The following is a 15,807-nucleotide window of genomic DNA, read 5'->3' on the forward strand; positions in this document are numbered from 1 at the left end:
TAACGATTCTTAACGGCTGCTTTGATGAGGGATGGATTATTCTGGTGCACCGACGAGGCTGGCAGCCGTCAGAATCAATTTAGGTGCGGGTCTCACCTTATAGTTGGGATTCACATATTGGAAGTGGATTAATCCTTGAGTATCAGCAATATAAATTGCCGGCACTGGCAGAACTAAGCGTTTATCGCCTTCGGGCGTTGTCCACAGTGGGTTATCCAGTTTTAAGCGACTCAGATAAGTATCAGTGACTTGTTTGCTAGTGTAAAAGGCAAGACCAAAGGCTTGCGATGCCTGCATTTTTTCATCGGAAAGTAGCTGATATTTGAGTTCGTTTTTAGCGGCCGATGCCTTTAGCTGTGCGGGTGTATCAGTGGAAATCCCCACCAGTTGAAAGCCCATGTCGATAAGTTTAGGTTCGATGGCTTTTAGTTGCCCCATTTGGTTGTTGCAAAAGGGGCACCAGCCGCCACGGTAAAAAAAGAAAATGGTTGGTTTTTGTGCGGTTAATTTTGCTAAATCAACGCTTTGGCCATTCATATCTTGTAAGGTAATTGCGGGAATTTGTTCGCCATTGAGCAGTGGGCTAACCGAATATTCATCCTTAGCGATAGGTTGAGCTAGCGTGGTAAAACTGCCAAGCAGTAGGCTGGTGGTCAATAAAAAGCGCTGTAGTAGGGACGGCATAAGTAATCTCTCTTAGTTATGGGTTATTCTATCAATTCAAGCGATTGGCTCTGGTTTGTACGCTTGTTGGGTCGTGAATGGGGATGACTGCTATAAGAACGGCGAATGCTGCAATTTATTGCAGTGTGTATCCAGATATCGTGGTGTTTTTAAAGCAATGATTGCTCAATCACCCAAAAGCTCGTTTTAGTCTCATATGAGTCAATGGTGTGAGCCGATAACATGGGCTAATTGAGTAAGCTAATCGAGTCTGCTAATTAACTGAGATAAGGTGGGGCGCTGAACGCGAAAGTGATAGTATTGCCACAGCCTTGAAAGGTTGAAGTGATGTTTGGTAATTTTTTCAATAGGAAAGTGGTAAATGGATAAGGGATTATTTAAGGCGTTAAAGAAAGTCTATTATAAAAAGTCGTACCGCAAAGACGAGCATGGTTATCAACAAAGAATCGATAATGGCGATGTGTTTGATGTCGATACGGGAACTTATATCTACTCCTATCAAGGCCTATCTGATGCTGAAATCGCATTGATTGAACAGAGTGGCTATCCGGTCAACGACCGAGTTAAGCTGAGTCATGATGATGTGGTGCTCGGCTATAAAGCGATACTAAAGCAGCCGAATCTTGCGCTGGAGAATTTACTGGCGGCCTATTTATGTGGTTTTTCAAGCTTCCCTCGCGGTCGTCAACCCATTCTCAGTTATTTGTTTGCTAAGGCGCTACCAGAACATTCGATGGCAACCGATAGTGACATTTGTCCTGTGTGTTCCATCAAGCGCGTTAACTGGATTGAGCAGGGACAAGAAATCTTTTCCTGTTACGCTGGCAGTGTGTGGAACGAGCGCTGGGCGCACAATCTCATAGAATTACAAGAGTTTTGTACGCTATCGCCTTGTAAACCCAGTATAGAGGATGTGGCCATCTTCAGTGCATTAATTGAAGCTATCCGTCAGGCTCCTTTAGATGAAACACCCGGAAAACTCGAGCAAAGGGTGAAGAAAGCCAAGATTATTCCTCAATTTAAAAAGTACAGTTTCCGTGGCCAACTGACGGTGTTAGCTGAGCTTGGCATCATGCCAAATTCCTATGTTACGCCGCTTTATGAAGCATTTACGCCATTTGAAGCGATCTGCAATATCAAATACTCGGGCAGTATCCGCTCTGACATCATCTTACCGCTAGCGGGTTGGCGCGGCGAAAATCCCATTGATGAGCAAAGGCTTAAACAGTTATTTGGTGGTTTTTTCGAATAAGTGATCGGCCTCAGTTATGTAGGCTAAGTATTGACTTCGTCACAGAGTTCGGACTGAGATAAGCCATCTTTGAGAGCGAGTCACTCTTATAGCCTATGGTTTATAGCTCATTAATTCGGCTCAATAAAAAAGCGTCCCTTGGGACGCTTTTTGCTTTAATAACGAGACTGATAGGCGAGGTGCATTGCCTATGTTAGTTGTTTATTTCAGCTTTTTCGCTTTGCTCGGTGCTTGACCCACCTTCATTTTTACGCGGCGGCCCTGCATGTTTTTCTCAGCAGCAACTTGAGCGCCGACGTTGTCGGTTCTTTGTTGCTTTTTGGCAAAACTGCGGCGGGTTTGCAATTGCTTTAATAGCAATTCGCGGCTGCCAACTTCATAACCTGGCACAGTGACGCGGCGAATCTGTTGGCCAATCAATTTTTCGATATCGGCTAAGGTGCGCTCTTCTTCGCGGCTCACAAATGAAATGGCTACGCCAGTTTTACCCGCACGGCCTGTACGACCGATACGGTGTACATAATCTTCTGCGAGGAAAGGTAAGTCATAGTTGACTACGTATTCAAGGCTTGGAATATCCAGACCACGGGCGGCAACTTCGGTGGCAACCAGCACTCGTACATCTCCCGCCACAAACTCACGCAGTGCGCGGCGACGACTGCCTTGGCCTTTTTCACCGTGGACCACTTCAGATGGGATACCATCTAAGTTTAATTCTTTGACTAGCGTATCGGCGGCTTCACGGGTCGCAGTAAATACCAATACCTGTTGCCAGTTTTTCTTGCCGATGAGCTCAGAAAGCAGTTCGCGTTTACGGCGTTGTTCAACCGGATAAACTACTTGGCTAACGGTGTCGGCTGTAGTGTTTTGTTTATCAACGCTGATCACTTGCGGTTTAACCATCATGTCGTTGGCGAGTTTTTTCACCGCACTTGAGAAAGTGGCCGAGAACAACAGGTTTTGACGCTTCTTATTTACCGCTTGAAGGATCTTTTGGATATCGGCGCTAAAGCCCATGTCGAGCATGCGATCGGCTTCGTCTAGCACTAAAAAGTCGACGTTCGACAGGCTTAAGTTACAGGCGGTAAGGTGCTCAAGTAAGCGACCAGGGGTGGCAACAATCACATCGGCGCCGCGTTTCAGCTTTTGCGCTTGAGTCTCAATCTTTACGCCGCCGTAAATGGTTAAAACACTGAAGTTTAAGTACTTGCAGTAAGCCGTAACGTTGTCAGCCACTTGAGCTGCAAGCTCACGGGTTGGCGTAAGGATTAATACGCGGGCATTCGACTTTAGCGTTTCGCTTGGTTTTTCAACCATCTTTTGTAGGATCGGCAGCGCGAAAGCGGCGGTTTTACCCGTACCGGTTTGGGCACTGGCTAAGACATCTTGGCCGCGGCGAATAGCAGGTATCGCTTGCTGCTGAATAGGCGTCATTTGTTGATAACCGCAATCTGAGATAGCGCGCAAAATCTCGGGGGAAAAACTAAAAGATTCAAATCTCATTTTGGATTCCTATCGTTCACTTATTCAAACATTCAAGCGCCACTAGCCTCTTTATCACTCGTCTAAAGGAGAGAGGTGTACCGGCTGGCTCATTCTTCCACACAGATTTTATAAGAAAAATGGCGGGCGCGGAGTATAGCAAAAATTTCGGTTAAAACCTGTACTTTTTAGTGTTTTGGCATTTTATCTGCACCATTTCATCAGGAGGGGATAAAAGGCTTGGCACTGGTTCAGGTGGGCTAGGTCTTATTGATCTATACAAGGGTTGAGTAAAATATGGACTCAACAATACGGATTAAAGCTCGCTACATTAGAAAATACCGCAACCTAGGCTGCGGTATTTTGGATCTTTTACTTATTGTTTAGCCGAAGGTGCGCCTCAGGCCAAGGGCTTTTTCGGCATTGTGTTTAAGAAGATGGGCTGCATCACCAATCAGATGGGTTGCAGCTAAGTTCTCGGCGCTGGCATGGGTGATGGAGTGAATATTACTGGCGATCTCATTGACCACTTGACGCTGTTGATCGGCTGCCACTGCATTTTGTTGGGCAAAGGTGTGGATGTCACTCACTTCTTGGTAAATGGTGTTTACATTGTCGGCGGACAGCTGAATATCGCTGGCACAACGCTCCGCATGTTGACGGCTTTGTTCCATTTCTTTGGCCCATGCGTTGAGCATAGTGAACATCTTATCGACACTCTTAGAAATACTGTTGGTCGATAGCTGGGTTCTGCTCGATAGGGCGCGTACTTCATCGGCGACCACGGCAAACCCACGGCCTTGTTCACCCGCACGGGCAGCTTCAATCGCGGCATTGAGGGCGAGGAGATTAGTTTGCTCGGCAATAGAGTCAATTTCGCCCATCGCATTAGCTACTTGCTCGGCTTCTTTATTTAATTGATGGGCATTGTTGGTGGCATCGGCAACAGACTTTGCCAGTTGCTCCATTTTTTGAGTGTTGGCCTTCATGTTGGCACTGCTTTTAAGGCAGAGATCATAGGCGGTATTGATGCTAGTGGAGGTGAGATGGGTATTCTGCGCCACTTCTGTGATGGTTGAACTCATTTCTTCCATCGCGCCAGAGAGCTGTTCTAGCTGACTTTTCTCTTGATCTAGGCTGACATAGGTTTGCTCGGTCGCGACCACTAATTGATCGGCAATTGCATGTAATTGATTGGCTTGATCTTGGGTGCGCCCAAGTACGCCATTCATTTTAGCCTGCAGCATGATGAGCTGGAAATCGAGGATAGAAGAGGTATCTGCACCCGAGTAAATGTAACGACTGATAGAGTCATATTTGGTTTGCATTTCAATCAGTTTAGCGGGAATACGAAAGGCCTCATCGTAGAAAATGGCGAGGTTTAAACTCATCAGAATTGCCCCTGCGATAATTACGCCCCAGCCCCAAAAGTAGCCAGCGATCAGTAAACCTGTGGAGGCTACAACCGCAGATACGATACGTTTTTGCATTAAACTTAAGGGTTTAGGAATGGATTTGTCTAATTTGAGTCTTTGGTAAATCTCATTAGCTTTCGTGACGTAGGCGGCTTGAGGCTGAATGCGCACCGATTGGTAACCGATAATAGTGCCGTTTTCAAACAAGGGCGAAACAAAGGCATCGACCCAATAGAAGCCCCCATTTTTACAGCGGTTCTTGACTATGCCGCGCCAAGATTGGCCCGACTTAAGCTTTTCCCACATTTCTTTAAAGGCGGCGCTCGGCATATCGGGATGACGCACCATATTGTGTGCACTGCCGACTAACTCTTGGGCGCTATAGCCTGAGACTTCGGCAAAACGGGCATTAACGTAAGTGATGATACCGCGAGTATCTGTAGTGGAAATGAGTTCATCTTGTGGTGTTAAGCGGATTTCTTGATCTGATCTCTGCGTATTAACTATTTTATTCGCTGAGGCGTTACTCTGGCTCATTTAGTGTGTCCATTCAGGGCCGATGTGGTTCATTAGGGTTCAGGGCGCGGTGTTAGGCGCGAATTTTCTTGTGCTGACTCTCATCGGAGTAAGCTTGTTATGTGATAAGAGTATCATTTTTGTGTGGGTATAGGAGAGCGGTTTCTCATGGCTGACAGGTGAAAATCAATCGTTCGTCGTATTTATAAGCTATTGCAATATATAAAGTTTTTAAGTAGCGAGAATGTGGAGTTAAACGAGCGTTTATCCTGTTAAATCGTTAATTCTAGTATTTTGTATAGGGTTATTCTTTTATGTCTTGAGTGGGTATTTGTCATTCATCTTAAATATAAATTATGTTCGATGATATTGGGCTAATGTCGTTGATTCGGCTTGATATCGCAGTATTCATGGAGCGCTTTATTGGCCTTAGTCTATTCTTTAATGGGCAACAAAAGATGGCTTATTTTTCCTTGCTTCAGCGGTGTATCTTGATTTTGCTCTTCTACTTCATTAGCTCACAGCGGGAATGCTACATAAGAGGAACTTCCCATGGCGATATCACTTAGGCGTGGTGTAACTAAATTAGCCACAGCGTCCTTGGGAACAGCGGCGGCACTGCCACATTGGCGACGTTTGATCTTTGAACGTTTATTTGGCTTTCTAGCGATTCTCTGCGTGCCTGTATATATCACTAGTGTGTATTTATGCGTCATCGCCGATCTCTGGTTTATGGTGGTATTTGATACGCTGGCTTATCTGTTTTTACTGCTTTTACTGTATTTTCCTAAGCTTGCTGATAGTACGCGTTTTGGCTGTGGCTGCTTGCTGGGTTTTGCTATCGGCATCGGTTTTTTAATTGCGATTGGCCCTTCGGGAGCTGGTTTTTTCTGGTTATTTATTTTCCCGCCGTTAGTCGGTATTTTTTTAGGAAATCGAGCCAGCTTATATGCCCAGTGTTTGAATGGGCTAAGTTTGGTATTGATTGGTTTTGCCTATCATTTTAATTGGCTCAATTGGCCTGAAACCCAAGGTTATAGTGTCGGTATTTGGGCCGTTGTCGTGGTCAATTTTATCGTGACCAATGCCATGTTGACGTTAACCATCACTTATTTATTAGGTAAGTTGGCTGACGCACTCGATTCAACCTTAGCATCACGCCAAGCTACCGTATTAGGCTTAGCTAAACTCGCCGAATACAGAGATAACGAAACGGGCGCGCATTTGCTACGTATGCGGCAGTATTCGAAAATGCTCGCGTCGCAGCGACTACTGGCCGCCAATCCTCCTGCAGAATTGAACGAAGATTATATTCAAGACATTAGTTTGTCGGCCATTTTGCACGATATAGGTAAAGTCGGTATCGCCGATGCGATTCTGCTTAAACCGGGTAAATTAACGCCGCAGGAGTTTGAGCAAATTAAAGCTCATCCTGTGATCGGGGGACAAGTGCTACGCAGTTTGTTGGAATATGCGCCCCAATGTACTTTTATTCAGATGGGCCGCGATATTGCTTCGGGTCACCATGAAAAGTGGGATGGTAGTGGTTATCCCCTTGGTTTGAAAGGTGAAGATATTCCGCTTTCGGCGAGGATAGTGGCCCTAGTTGATGTTTATGACGCGCTGACTTCTCCCCGATGTTATAAGCGGCCCTTTAGCCACCAAGAGGCTATCGAGTTAATTATTGAAGGCAAAGGTCAGCATTTCGACCCTGAATTAGTCGATTGTTTTATGGCAATTCATCAGGACTTTGAAGTGTTGTCTAAAGCATCGCTGGATGATGCTTATCAGCCGATGGCACAACCTACTATGGTTTAGCGACTCATGTTTTTAAATCGTGTTTTGAAATCATGGTTTTGAAATAAGGCGTGGGTTTTAAAACACACTGATAGCGCTAAAAAAACGCCCAATGCTAATTGCCTTGGGCGTTCTATTTTATAGCGCGTAAGTGACTAATATAACGACTTAAATCGCTATTTATCAGCGGAGTGCTAAATTGCTTTAGTTACTTGATTTAACCAAGCCAATTCATCCCCTGACATCAACGGAGAAAGTGTATTGAAGACTTGCTGATGATAAGCATTAAACCAGTCTATTTCCCCTTGCGTTAACAGGCTCTTATCAATAAGGCGCGCATCCATAGGGATCATAGTCAACGCATCGAATTCATACATTTCACGCTCAGCCCCTTTAAGTGCTTCGCAGTGCTGAACGACGACGAGGTTTTCTAGGCGAATACCGAAATCGTCGGCGCGGTAGTAACCCGGCTCGTTGGAAAGCACCATGCCGGGCATCAATGCGATACCGTTGACATTTTTACCTATGCGCTGCGGACCTTCGTGCACACTTAAAAAGTGACCCACACCATGGCCTGTGCCGTGATCGTAATCAAAACCATGTTGCCATAGATATTGGCGGGCGAAGGCGTCGAGCTGCTGGCCTGAAGTACCTTTTGGGAAGCGAGCTTGGTCTAGCGCGATATGACCTTTTAGCACCAGCGTGACCATTTTTTTATGCTCATCGGTCACTTCACCTATCGCAATGGTACGGGTCACATCTGTCGTGCCGTCAATATACTGAGCGCCAGAATCCACTAAGTAGATGCTGTCCATTGTCATCATGGCTGGTGTGCCATTGTTGTGATTGTAATGGCACATAGCGGCATTAGGACCAGCAGCTGAAATCGTGTCGAAACTTGGCTCGCGGTAACGCTCATCTTCTAGGCGAAAGCTTTCCAATTTATCCGCAAGGGTGCCTTCATTGTGCATGCGATTGGCTGCCACTTCGGCATCGAGCCATGCAAGGAATCGACTCACGGCGACACCATCGCGGATATGACAGGCACGCATGCCGGCCAGTTCTGCGGCGTTTTTCTGCGCTTTAGGTAAAGCGACAGGATCGATTCCGGCAATTAATTTTGCTCCTGCCTCACGGGCAATGTTTTGTGCCCAAGCGTTTGCAGAATTCGGATCGGCAAGTAGTTTTACGTCCTGCATGCTGGCGAGTGTATCGGCAAGAGATGCCTCGCCCTTAAAGCTTACGCCAGCACCAACATGCTCCTCAATGCCCTCTGGGAGTTTGCTTAAATCGGTGAAAAGCTGCATATCGCCATTGGCGTGGAGCAGGGCACTGCCGAGTACAACGGGCAGGCGCGGTACATCATTGCCGCGAATATTGAGTAGCCAGCAGAAAGAATCTAAGGCGGCGATTAAGGCGACATCACCACCGGCTTTTTTTACTAATGCACCAATTTCAATGCGTTTTTGCAGGCTGGTTTTACCAGCACTCTCGTTGCTAAACAAAGTGATAGGCGCGTTCGACTGTGCTGGCCGATTCTGCCAATGCAAATCGATGGGGTTTTGTTCAACTGCAACTAATTCGATTTGGGATTTATTTAAGGTTGCTTTGGCATTGTCATACCAAGCTAAGGTGTGTAAGCGCGCATCGAAACCAACGCGAGACCCTGCTGGTAGCGTGTCACATAACCACTCAATTTGTGGTGTATCGGTTAGGCTTTCATAACTGAAAAGTGTGGCATCGACTTGCAAACGAACTTGAACCGTATAGCGGCCATCGGTAAATATTGCGGCTTTATCTTTCAATACGATAGCCATACCCGCCGAACCGGTAAAGTTGGTTGCCCAGTACAAACGTTCGTTATGTGCCGGCACATATTCGCCCAGATATTCGTCGGCACGGGGAATAATAAAAGCATCGAGATTAGCAGATGTTAATTCGTTACGAATAGCACCGAGACGGTTAGCGATTGATTGTGACATAAGGGCTCCAATTAAGACTGGCATGCTATGCGAGTCGGTAGGCGAAGATCGCCTAAGGATGAATGGTTTATACCCAAACAACCTGAAGATGCAGGATTCAGCGGTAATTTAACGCACTTTAGGCAAGGCGGTTATTTGCAGACCTAGTGGGCTAAGTTAAAAATAACCAACGCAGTATAAAGTGCGTTAAAAACCGCCGGGACGGAGCGTCTAGGGCACTTCACTTCCGTGTTGCATCAATTCAAAAGGTAGCCGACATTCTGTCATTGATACGCCTTGAATTGAAGCACCCTAGGCGCTCTGAAACTCGTATCTTCAGGTAGCTTGGGTATATGTTGATTTGAGTTTTAACCGGCTCGGATTATCGCAAGTCTAGCGCGCTAGATGCAAGGGTAGCGAATAAAGGATTTTGTATACAATCGTGAATTTGTGCAGGTAAGACGCTTGAGGTTATGGGATTTGTTGTTAATTTATTTATGTGATTTTGAGCGTGAAAAGTGAATTAAATAAAAGGTTGGTCATGTTTAATTATGACTTATTCCTTACAAATTAGCAACTTAAGTTTTATTCAATCGCTAACATTTGGACCCTATGCTAACATTTGCCATCTCTACTCGGGGTCAGAGTGGGGCACATGTATCAGTGGAGTAAGCGATGCAAATACTAACAATAGATGTGGGCGGTACCAAAGCCCTGTTCGAACTTCAGCTCGCGGGACATACAGAACAATATAAAATCCCCACAGGTGAAGGTTTTAAAATTGAAGAGTTAAATAATCAAATTGCGGCGTTTGAACGTGATTATGATTTACAGCATTACCAACTAGCGATTGCCGTACCTGGACTGGTACAAAATAATCGTTTGGTTTCTTGTAAATCTTTACCTGGACTCAATGGATTGAGCTTCGATACAGTCAAAACCCAGGGTGAGCTTAAGTTTATCTGCAACGATATCGATGCGGGTATGCAAGCGACTTGTGATGCCAAATATGCCTGTGAATTATTGGTCATGTGCGGCACTGGGATCGGTATGTCTATTGCCTTTAATGGGCAAGTCTTTACGGGAGCGACTGGCGTGGCGGGGGAGTTGGGGCCTTGTCGCGTGATGACAGAATCTGGCGAGTTTAGTTTAGAGCAACTGGCCAGTGGCGATTCAGTACGCAGCCGCAAAATCTCCACTCAGGATGATTTATATCGCGCGGGCAGTTATCTCGGCATGGGATTAGCGTGGGCGGTTAATTTATTTAATCCCAATCGAATTTGGCTTGCTGGCGGTATGATGAATAGCGCTCCTTACTACAAAGGCTGTCTCGAAAGCTTAAAGCAAATGGCATTGAGCGCGCCCTTAGCTGAGATGAAAATCAATCGTGTCGATGATATGGAAACCTTGGTTTGCCGCGGTTTATCTGTGATGCTCGCAAGGGACTATCCCCGTGCATAAGGATAATAAATGCCCCGCGCATAAGGATCATAATGTTGCTCGACAATGGTTTGCGCCATGAATGTTTAGTGATTGAGTTTTAGCTGCATAAGCGACGTAAATTGTGAAATATAAAGCAGGACTTATGATGCCTTTGGCATATCGAGTCCTGTTTTTTTATTTTTAAAGTATTCAGATAATCCTCATTATCCAAAGTAAATATTAGCGATAGTTTAATTTGCATAATTCCTTTCTTATCAGATGGCTAGTTCTATTTACGATTTTAGCCAATAACGCAGTTGATAATATTTTGTTGCAATTTTATTTCACTTACGCTTATTCTGATATTTGCAATGACAGCGTTGTCATTGCGTGTAAAAGGCAAACCAGTTGAAAAACTGGGACGCAAAGCCTCCGGTCTAAGGGTTCGTCTGTACCTATGATAGCGGGGATACCACAGGTTTTTCTTCGTGCAGTTGTCAGTCGTTTTGCATGGTTTTAAGAGAGTGCTGTTTCCTGTCTACGCTTTGTTTGCCTTATTGATTCATATAAAAATTCAATAGGGATATCTCATGTTCAAGACTCAAATTTCAACATCAGCCTTGCTAGTGGCATCAGCGCTGGCATCTACCATCAGTGCCAGCGTTTTTGCAGCGGCGCCCGGTAAACCGACTTTAGGTTGGGGCGAAACTAAGTTCGCTATTATTGAAGTGAATCAAGCGGCTACCGCTTACAATCAATTAGTTACGGTGAAAGATGCCGCCGATGTATCCGTCAGTTGGAACCTTTGGAGTGGCGATGTGGGCAATAGCGCCCAAGTGTTACTCAACGGCAATGTAGTTTGGGAAGGCCCATCTGGCGCGTCGGGAACCGCTAACTTTAAGGTGAACAAGGGCGGCCGTTATCAGATGCAAGTACAACTGTGTAACAGCGATGGTTGTACTGCGAGTGATGTTAAACAAATCCTCGTGGCTGATACCGACGGCAGCCATTTAGTGCCACTCAATGCTCCCCTAAAAGAAAACAACCGTCCCTATGCTAATAAATCAGGCAAAGTGGTGGGAGGTTACTTTGTCGAATGGGGCGTATACGGCCGTAAATTTCCGGTCGATAAGATACCTGCGCAAAACTTAACCCATATTTTATATGGCTTTACCCCAATTTGTGGTGGTAATGGCATCAATGATAGCTTGAAAGAAATCGAAGGCAGTTTCGAAGCGTTGCAACGTGCCTGTAGTGGTCGTGGTGATTTTAAAGTTGCGATTCACGATCCTTGGGCAGCGATTCAAATACCGCAGGCGGGAGTGAGTGAGCATTCAGATCCTTACAAAGGGAACTTCGGTCAATTGATGGCACTTAAGCAAGCACATCCAGATTTGAAGATTTTACCTTCGGTCGGTGGTTGGACCCTCTCGGATCCCTTCTTTTTCTTCGGTGATAAAACCAAGCGCGATATCTTTGTCGCTTCGGTGAAAGAGTTTCTACAGACCTGGAAATTCTTCGATGGCGTAGATATCGACTGGGAATTTCCAGGGGGGAATGGCGCTAACCCAAATTTAGGTAATGCCAATGACGGTGAAACCTATGTGACTCTGATGCGTGAACTGCGGGCAATGCTTGATGAACTAAGCGCCGAAACGGGTCGTACCTATGAGCTGACCTCAGCCATTAGCGCTGGTGACGATAAAATTCAAAAAGTCGATTATCAGGCTGCTCAGCAGTACATGGATTACATCTTCTTGATGAGTTACGACTTTAATGGTGGTTGGACTAATACTGAACTCGGCCATCAAACCAATCTGTATGAAGCGAGTTGGGATCCTAATACTCGTTACACCACAGCTAATGGCGTTAATGCGCTGTTAGGCCAAGGCGTGACCCCAGGGAAAATTGTGGTCGGTGCCGCTATGTATGGCCGCGGCTGGACAGGTGTCAATGGCTACAGTGGTAATAATCCTTTCACGGGGACGGCAACGGGCAAAGTAAAAGGTACTTGGGAAGCTGGTGTGGTGGATTATCGTCAGATAGCGAATGACTACATGGGAAGCGGTTGGACTTACAGTTACGACGAAACAGCTGAGGCGCCATCTTTGTTCAAGGCATCTACTGGCGATTTAATCACTTTCGATGATGCTCGTTCAGTTAAAGCCAAGGGGCAATATGTGCTTTCTAATCAACTTGGTGGGCTTTTTGCGTGGGAACTTGATGCCGATAATGGTGACATTCTGAATGCCATGCACGAAGGTTTAGGTCATGGTGAAGGCACCACTCCGCCAGTGAATAAAGCGCCCATTGCCAATGCTGGCGCGGATGTGAATGTCACCGGTCCCGCCGATGTGACGCTCAATGGTAGCGGTTCGCGCGATCCTGAGAATAACGCGCTGACGTATCTTTGGACGCAAGTGTCTGGCCCAACTATTACCATCGCAAACGCGGATATGGCGAATGCGGCGATTCAATTGGGTGCAACATCTGCCGATGTCGTCTATGGTTTTAGCCTTAAAGTCACCGATCCTGAAGGGTTATCTGCCACAGATTCAGTGACAGTAACCAATAAGGCAGATACACCGAACCAAGCACCTGTAGTGACTCTGGCTCCGACTGCGACAGTTGAAGCGGGTAAAACCGTCAGTATAGTAGCGAGTGCCTCCGATGCAGATGGTGATGCCTTAACCTACGCTTGGACTGTGCCCGCAGGCGTGTCGGCAACCGGGCAAAATAGTGCCACGTTAGTGGTTACTGGCCCCAATGTTACCGAAGCGACCCTCTATGGTTTGAGCGTGTTGGTTTCCGATGGTGCCTTAGATGCAAGCGCATCGACTAATCTGACTGTGACGCCAAAAGTGGTTGGTGGTGGGTGCGATGCAACCGATCCCAATGCCGGTAACTATCCTGCTTGGCAAACCAGTGTGGTGTATAACACGGGCGATACTGTGAGCCATAGTCAGTTGGTATGGAAAGCAAAGTATTGGACGCAGGGTAATACGCCATCTCGCACCGCAGACCAATGGCTGCTACTCAGCCAAGTTGATCTCGGTTGGGATGCGGGTGTGGTGTATAACGGCGGTCAAACTGCTCGCTATAACGGTCGTGTTTGGAAGGCGAGTTACTGGACTAAAGGTGATGTACCGGGTGTTGCAGCGGTATGGGTTGATATTGGCGCGGCAACCTGTCAGTAATTATCCAAAATTTTGATATTATTGGTTAAAAAATAAAGCCCTGCGAAGATTCAGGGCTTTTTTCTTTATTAAGCGAAAGGTTTTTTTATGAATACAGCCGAATGCATTAAGACAGACTCATTGAAGACTGATTTAATTAATCTTAAGCAGTTCCACATCAAAAATTAACACAGAACCACCACCAATCTTGCCCGTGCTACGGTTACCGTAGGCGAGTTCACTGGGAATAAAAAACCGCATTTTATCGCCAACAACCATAAGTTGTACGCCCTCGGTCCAACCTTTAATCACCCGATTAAGCGGAAATGCGATGGGTTCGCCGCGATCAACCGAACTGTCAAACACAGTACCGTCAATCAAAGTGCCATGGTAATGGACTGTCACTGTATCGCTGGCTTTAGGATGAACAGTGCCATCGCCCTGAGTTAATACTTGATATTGCAAACCTGAAGCTGTGGTGATCACACCTTCTTTGGTTTTGTTTTGTGTTAAAAACTCATTGCCTAAACGGATATTTTCTTGGGCGGCTTTTTGGCCGTTCATCGAGGTAAAGAAGTAAAAAATCACCCCAGCAATCACCACAACGGCAAGTAACATTTTCATATAAAGAGCACCTTAGTTAATTTTTGCCATATTATCAGTTTTTTAGCATCAGATGCTATCGGCACTCGCGTGTGCGTTGAGCGGGATATCTGGTGCTACCAGTTCAAACCGTTAAAAACTCCCTCAAGACTTTATCCTGTTTTAGAGATCGCTTAATCTGTGGGCTTAAGGCTCAATAAAAATTCAATAAAAACAAATAAGAACTAGGGCGTGTTGACGTTTTAGTTCAGATAATAAACAAGGAAAGTCTATGTTAAACAAAGCGGCAAAACCTCTGGTCAAACTCGTCGACCGATATCTACCCGATCCTTATATTTTCGTGCTTTTACTTACCTTAGTCGTATTAATTGCTGCTGTGGTTGCCGAACATAAAACCCCGCTGGAAGTCATCAATTATTGGGGCGATGGCTTTTGGACGCTGTTAAGTTTTTCGATGCAGATGCTGTTAGTGCTGGTGGCAGGATTTATGTTGGCAAGCTCCCCGCCGATTAAAAAGCTGCTCGATGCCATTGCTGGATTGGCTAAGTCGGCACCACAAGCCATTATTTTAGTGACTTTGGTGTCACTGGCCGCCAGTTGGATTAACTGGGGTTTTGGGCTAGTGGTGGGCGCGTTATTTGCCAAAGCCTTAGCTCGCAAAGTGAAAGTGGATTATCGATTGCTGGTCGCCAGCGCCTATTCTGGCTTTGTGGTTTGGCATGGTGGGCTTGCGGGTTCGATCCCATTAACCATAGCGACGGTGGGGCATTTCTCTGAATCGCAAATCGGTATCATCCCCACCAGTGACACCATTTTCGCGAGTTATAATTTATTGTTAGTGGCAATTCTGTTTGTGGTCATGCCCTTAGTAAATCGCTTTATGTTGCCAGAAGAAAAAGACAGTGTTTATGTCGACCCAAGCGCCCTTGATGACAAAGACGCTGAACTTGATGCTTCGGCGTTAGAGCTTAACTCTGCAAATGTGAGCGAGCGTCAGTCTGAAAGCCGTCCTGCGGATAAGTTAGAAAATAGTCGTTTACTCGGCTGGAGCGTCGGTGGCGCTGGGCTTGTATACTTAGGTTATTACTTTTGGGTGCAGGGCGGCAGCTTAAACCTCAATTTAGTGAACTTCTTATTTTTATTCCTCGCCATACTGTTACATCAAACACCACGCAGTTTATTAACCAGTTTGAATGAGGCCATTAAGGGCGGCGCAGGTATTGTTATCCAATTTCCCTTTTATGCGGGCACTGGGGGATCCCCTCATAATTGAGGTTTTCCAGCGTCATGAACTAAGTTTATATATTCGATTAATGCCCAGCGAAAAATTGTCTCCTTTACCGGATATTTGTCTCTTTTGCGTACTTCCTTTCCAAGTCTAACAATTGATAGCACAGCCTGCTTTCTCACTGTATTGGCTTGAAAATATCTTTGCCATCCAAGGTGTTGTGCCGCTAACCCAATACACCACAACACGATTTCAGCCAGCATAGAGATGA

At 45.9% G+C, this 15,807-nt stretch carries 9 protein-coding genes, 2 pseudogenes and 1 riboswitch; of the genes and pseudogenes, 5 read left to right on the forward strand and 6 right to left on the reverse strand.

Going from position 1 to position 15,807, the window contains the following annotated elements; genetic code table 11:
• Window positions 1-36 precede the first annotated feature (36 nt).
• Window positions 37-684 carry a peroxiredoxin-like family protein gene (locus tag L5L77_RS01305; protein ID WP_219254075.1) on the reverse strand — a complete coding sequence of 216 codons (648 nt, stop codon included), beginning with the start codon at window positions 682-684 and terminating at the stop codon, window positions 37-39.
• 361 nt (window positions 685-1,045) lie between these two features.
• Between L5L77_RS01305 and L5L77_RS01310 the strand changes: the two genes are divergently transcribed.
• Entirely contained in the window at window positions 1,046-1,936 is an 891-nt protein-coding gene (locus L5L77_RS01310; protein WP_263162065.1) for a hypothetical protein, read from the forward strand.
• A gap of 201 nt (window positions 1,937-2,137) precedes the next feature.
• Here L5L77_RS01310 and L5L77_RS01315 read toward each other — a convergent pair whose 3' ends face one another.
• On the reverse strand, window positions 2,138-3,439 hold the full coding sequence (locus L5L77_RS01315) for a DEAD/DEAH box helicase (protein WP_028761337.1): 1,302 nt from the start codon (window positions 3,437-3,439) through the stop codon (window positions 2,138-2,140).
• Window positions 3,440-3,801: 362 nt separating this feature from the next.
• Complete coding sequence (locus tag L5L77_RS01320; RefSeq protein ID WP_263221857.1) at window positions 3,802-5,370, reverse strand: methyl-accepting chemotaxis protein; 1,569 nt, start codon at window positions 5,368-5,370, stop codon at window positions 3,802-3,804.
• 531 nt (window positions 5,371-5,901) lie between these two features.
• Between L5L77_RS01320 and L5L77_RS01325 the strand changes: the two genes are divergently transcribed.
• Window positions 5,902-7,167 (forward strand): HD-GYP domain-containing protein, encoded by a 1,266-nt coding sequence (locus L5L77_RS01325; RefSeq protein WP_263149057.1) that lies wholly within the window; start codon window positions 5,902-5,904, stop codon window positions 7,165-7,167.
• A 173-nt stretch (window positions 7,168-7,340) separates the two neighbouring features.
• Here L5L77_RS01325 and L5L77_RS01330 read toward each other — a convergent pair whose 3' ends face one another.
• Window positions 7,341-9,128 carry an aminopeptidase P family protein gene (locus L5L77_RS01330; protein WP_263221860.1) on the reverse strand — a complete coding sequence of 596 codons (1,788 nt, stop codon included), beginning with the start codon at window positions 9,126-9,128 and terminating at the stop codon, window positions 7,341-7,343.
• A gap of 654 nt (window positions 9,129-9,782) precedes the next feature.
• Between L5L77_RS01330 and L5L77_RS01335 the strand changes: the two genes are divergently transcribed.
• Both L5L77_RS01335 and L5L77_RS01340 read left to right on the forward strand, forming a co-directional pair.
• On the forward strand, window positions 9,783-10,568 hold the full coding sequence (locus L5L77_RS01335; RefSeq protein WP_028761333.1) for an ROK family protein: 786 nt from the start codon (window positions 9,783-9,785) through the stop codon (window positions 10,566-10,568).
• 349 nt (window positions 10,569-10,917) lie between these two features.
• Window positions 10,918-11,006, forward strand: a riboswitch (cyclic di-GMP riboswitch).
• Window positions 11,007-11,119: 113 nt separating this feature from the next.
• Entirely contained in the window at window positions 11,120-13,726 is a 2,607-nt protein-coding gene (locus L5L77_RS01340) for a glycosyl hydrolase family 18 protein (protein WP_263221863.1), read from the forward strand.
• 132 nt (window positions 13,727-13,858) lie between these two features.
• Here L5L77_RS01340 and L5L77_RS01345 read toward each other — a convergent pair whose 3' ends face one another.
• On the reverse strand, window positions 13,859-14,329 hold the full coding sequence (locus L5L77_RS01345; protein WP_173497559.1) for an FKBP-type peptidyl-prolyl cis-trans isomerase: 471 nt from the start codon (window positions 14,327-14,329) through the stop codon (window positions 13,859-13,861).
• A gap of 250 nt (window positions 14,330-14,579) precedes the next feature.
• Here L5L77_RS01345 and L5L77_RS01350 point away from each other — a divergent pair.
• Window positions 14,580-15,557, forward strand: a pseudogene (locus L5L77_RS01350) (short-chain fatty acid transporter); the annotation flags it as partial.
• A 14-nt stretch (window positions 15,558-15,571) separates the two neighbouring features.
• On the opposite strand, the pseudogene L5L77_RS01355 reads toward L5L77_RS01350, so the two are convergent.
• Window positions 15,572-15,807: pseudogene (locus L5L77_RS01355) on the reverse strand (IS4 family transposase); the annotation flags it as partial.

This window comes from Shewanella sp. SM29, from assembly GCF_025654245.1.
In the GTDB taxonomy this organism is placed as follows: Bacteria; Pseudomonadota; Gammaproteobacteria; order Enterobacterales; family Shewanellaceae; genus Shewanella; species Shewanella oncorhynchi.

Bases quoted from the DNA above. Each gene is read 5' to 3' on its own strand.
- L5L77_RS01335 (WP_028761333.1), top strand. From the start codon at position 9,783: ATGCAAATACTAACAATAGATGTGGGCGGTACCAAAGCCCTGTTCGAA.
- L5L77_RS01340 (WP_263221863.1), top strand. From the start codon at position 11,120: ATGTTCAAGACTCAAATTTCAACATCAGCCTTGCTAGTGGCATCAGCG.
- L5L77_RS01330 (WP_263221860.1), bottom strand. From the start codon at position 9,128: ATGTCACAATCAATCGCTAACCGTCTCGGTGCTATTCGTAACGAATTA.
- L5L77_RS01315 (WP_028761337.1), bottom strand. From the start codon at position 3,439: ATGAGATTTGAATCTTTTAGTTTTTCCCCCGAGATTTTGCGCGCTATC.
- L5L77_RS01320 (WP_263221857.1), bottom strand. From the start codon at position 5,370: ATGAGCCAGAGTAACGCCTCAGCGAATAAAATAGTTAATACGCAGAGA.
- L5L77_RS01310 (WP_263162065.1), top strand. From the start codon at position 1,046: ATGGATAAGGGATTATTTAAGGCGTTAAAGAAAGTCTATTATAAAAAG.
- L5L77_RS01345 (WP_173497559.1), bottom strand. From the start codon at position 14,329: ATGAAAATGTTACTTGCCGTTGTGGTGATTGCTGGGGTGATTTTTTAC.
- L5L77_RS01325 (WP_263149057.1), top strand. From the start codon at position 5,902: ATGGCGATATCACTTAGGCGTGGTGTAACTAAATTAGCCACAGCGTCC.
- L5L77_RS01305 (WP_219254075.1), bottom strand. From the start codon at position 684: ATGCCGTCCCTACTACAGCGCTTTTTATTGACCACCAGCCTACTGCTT.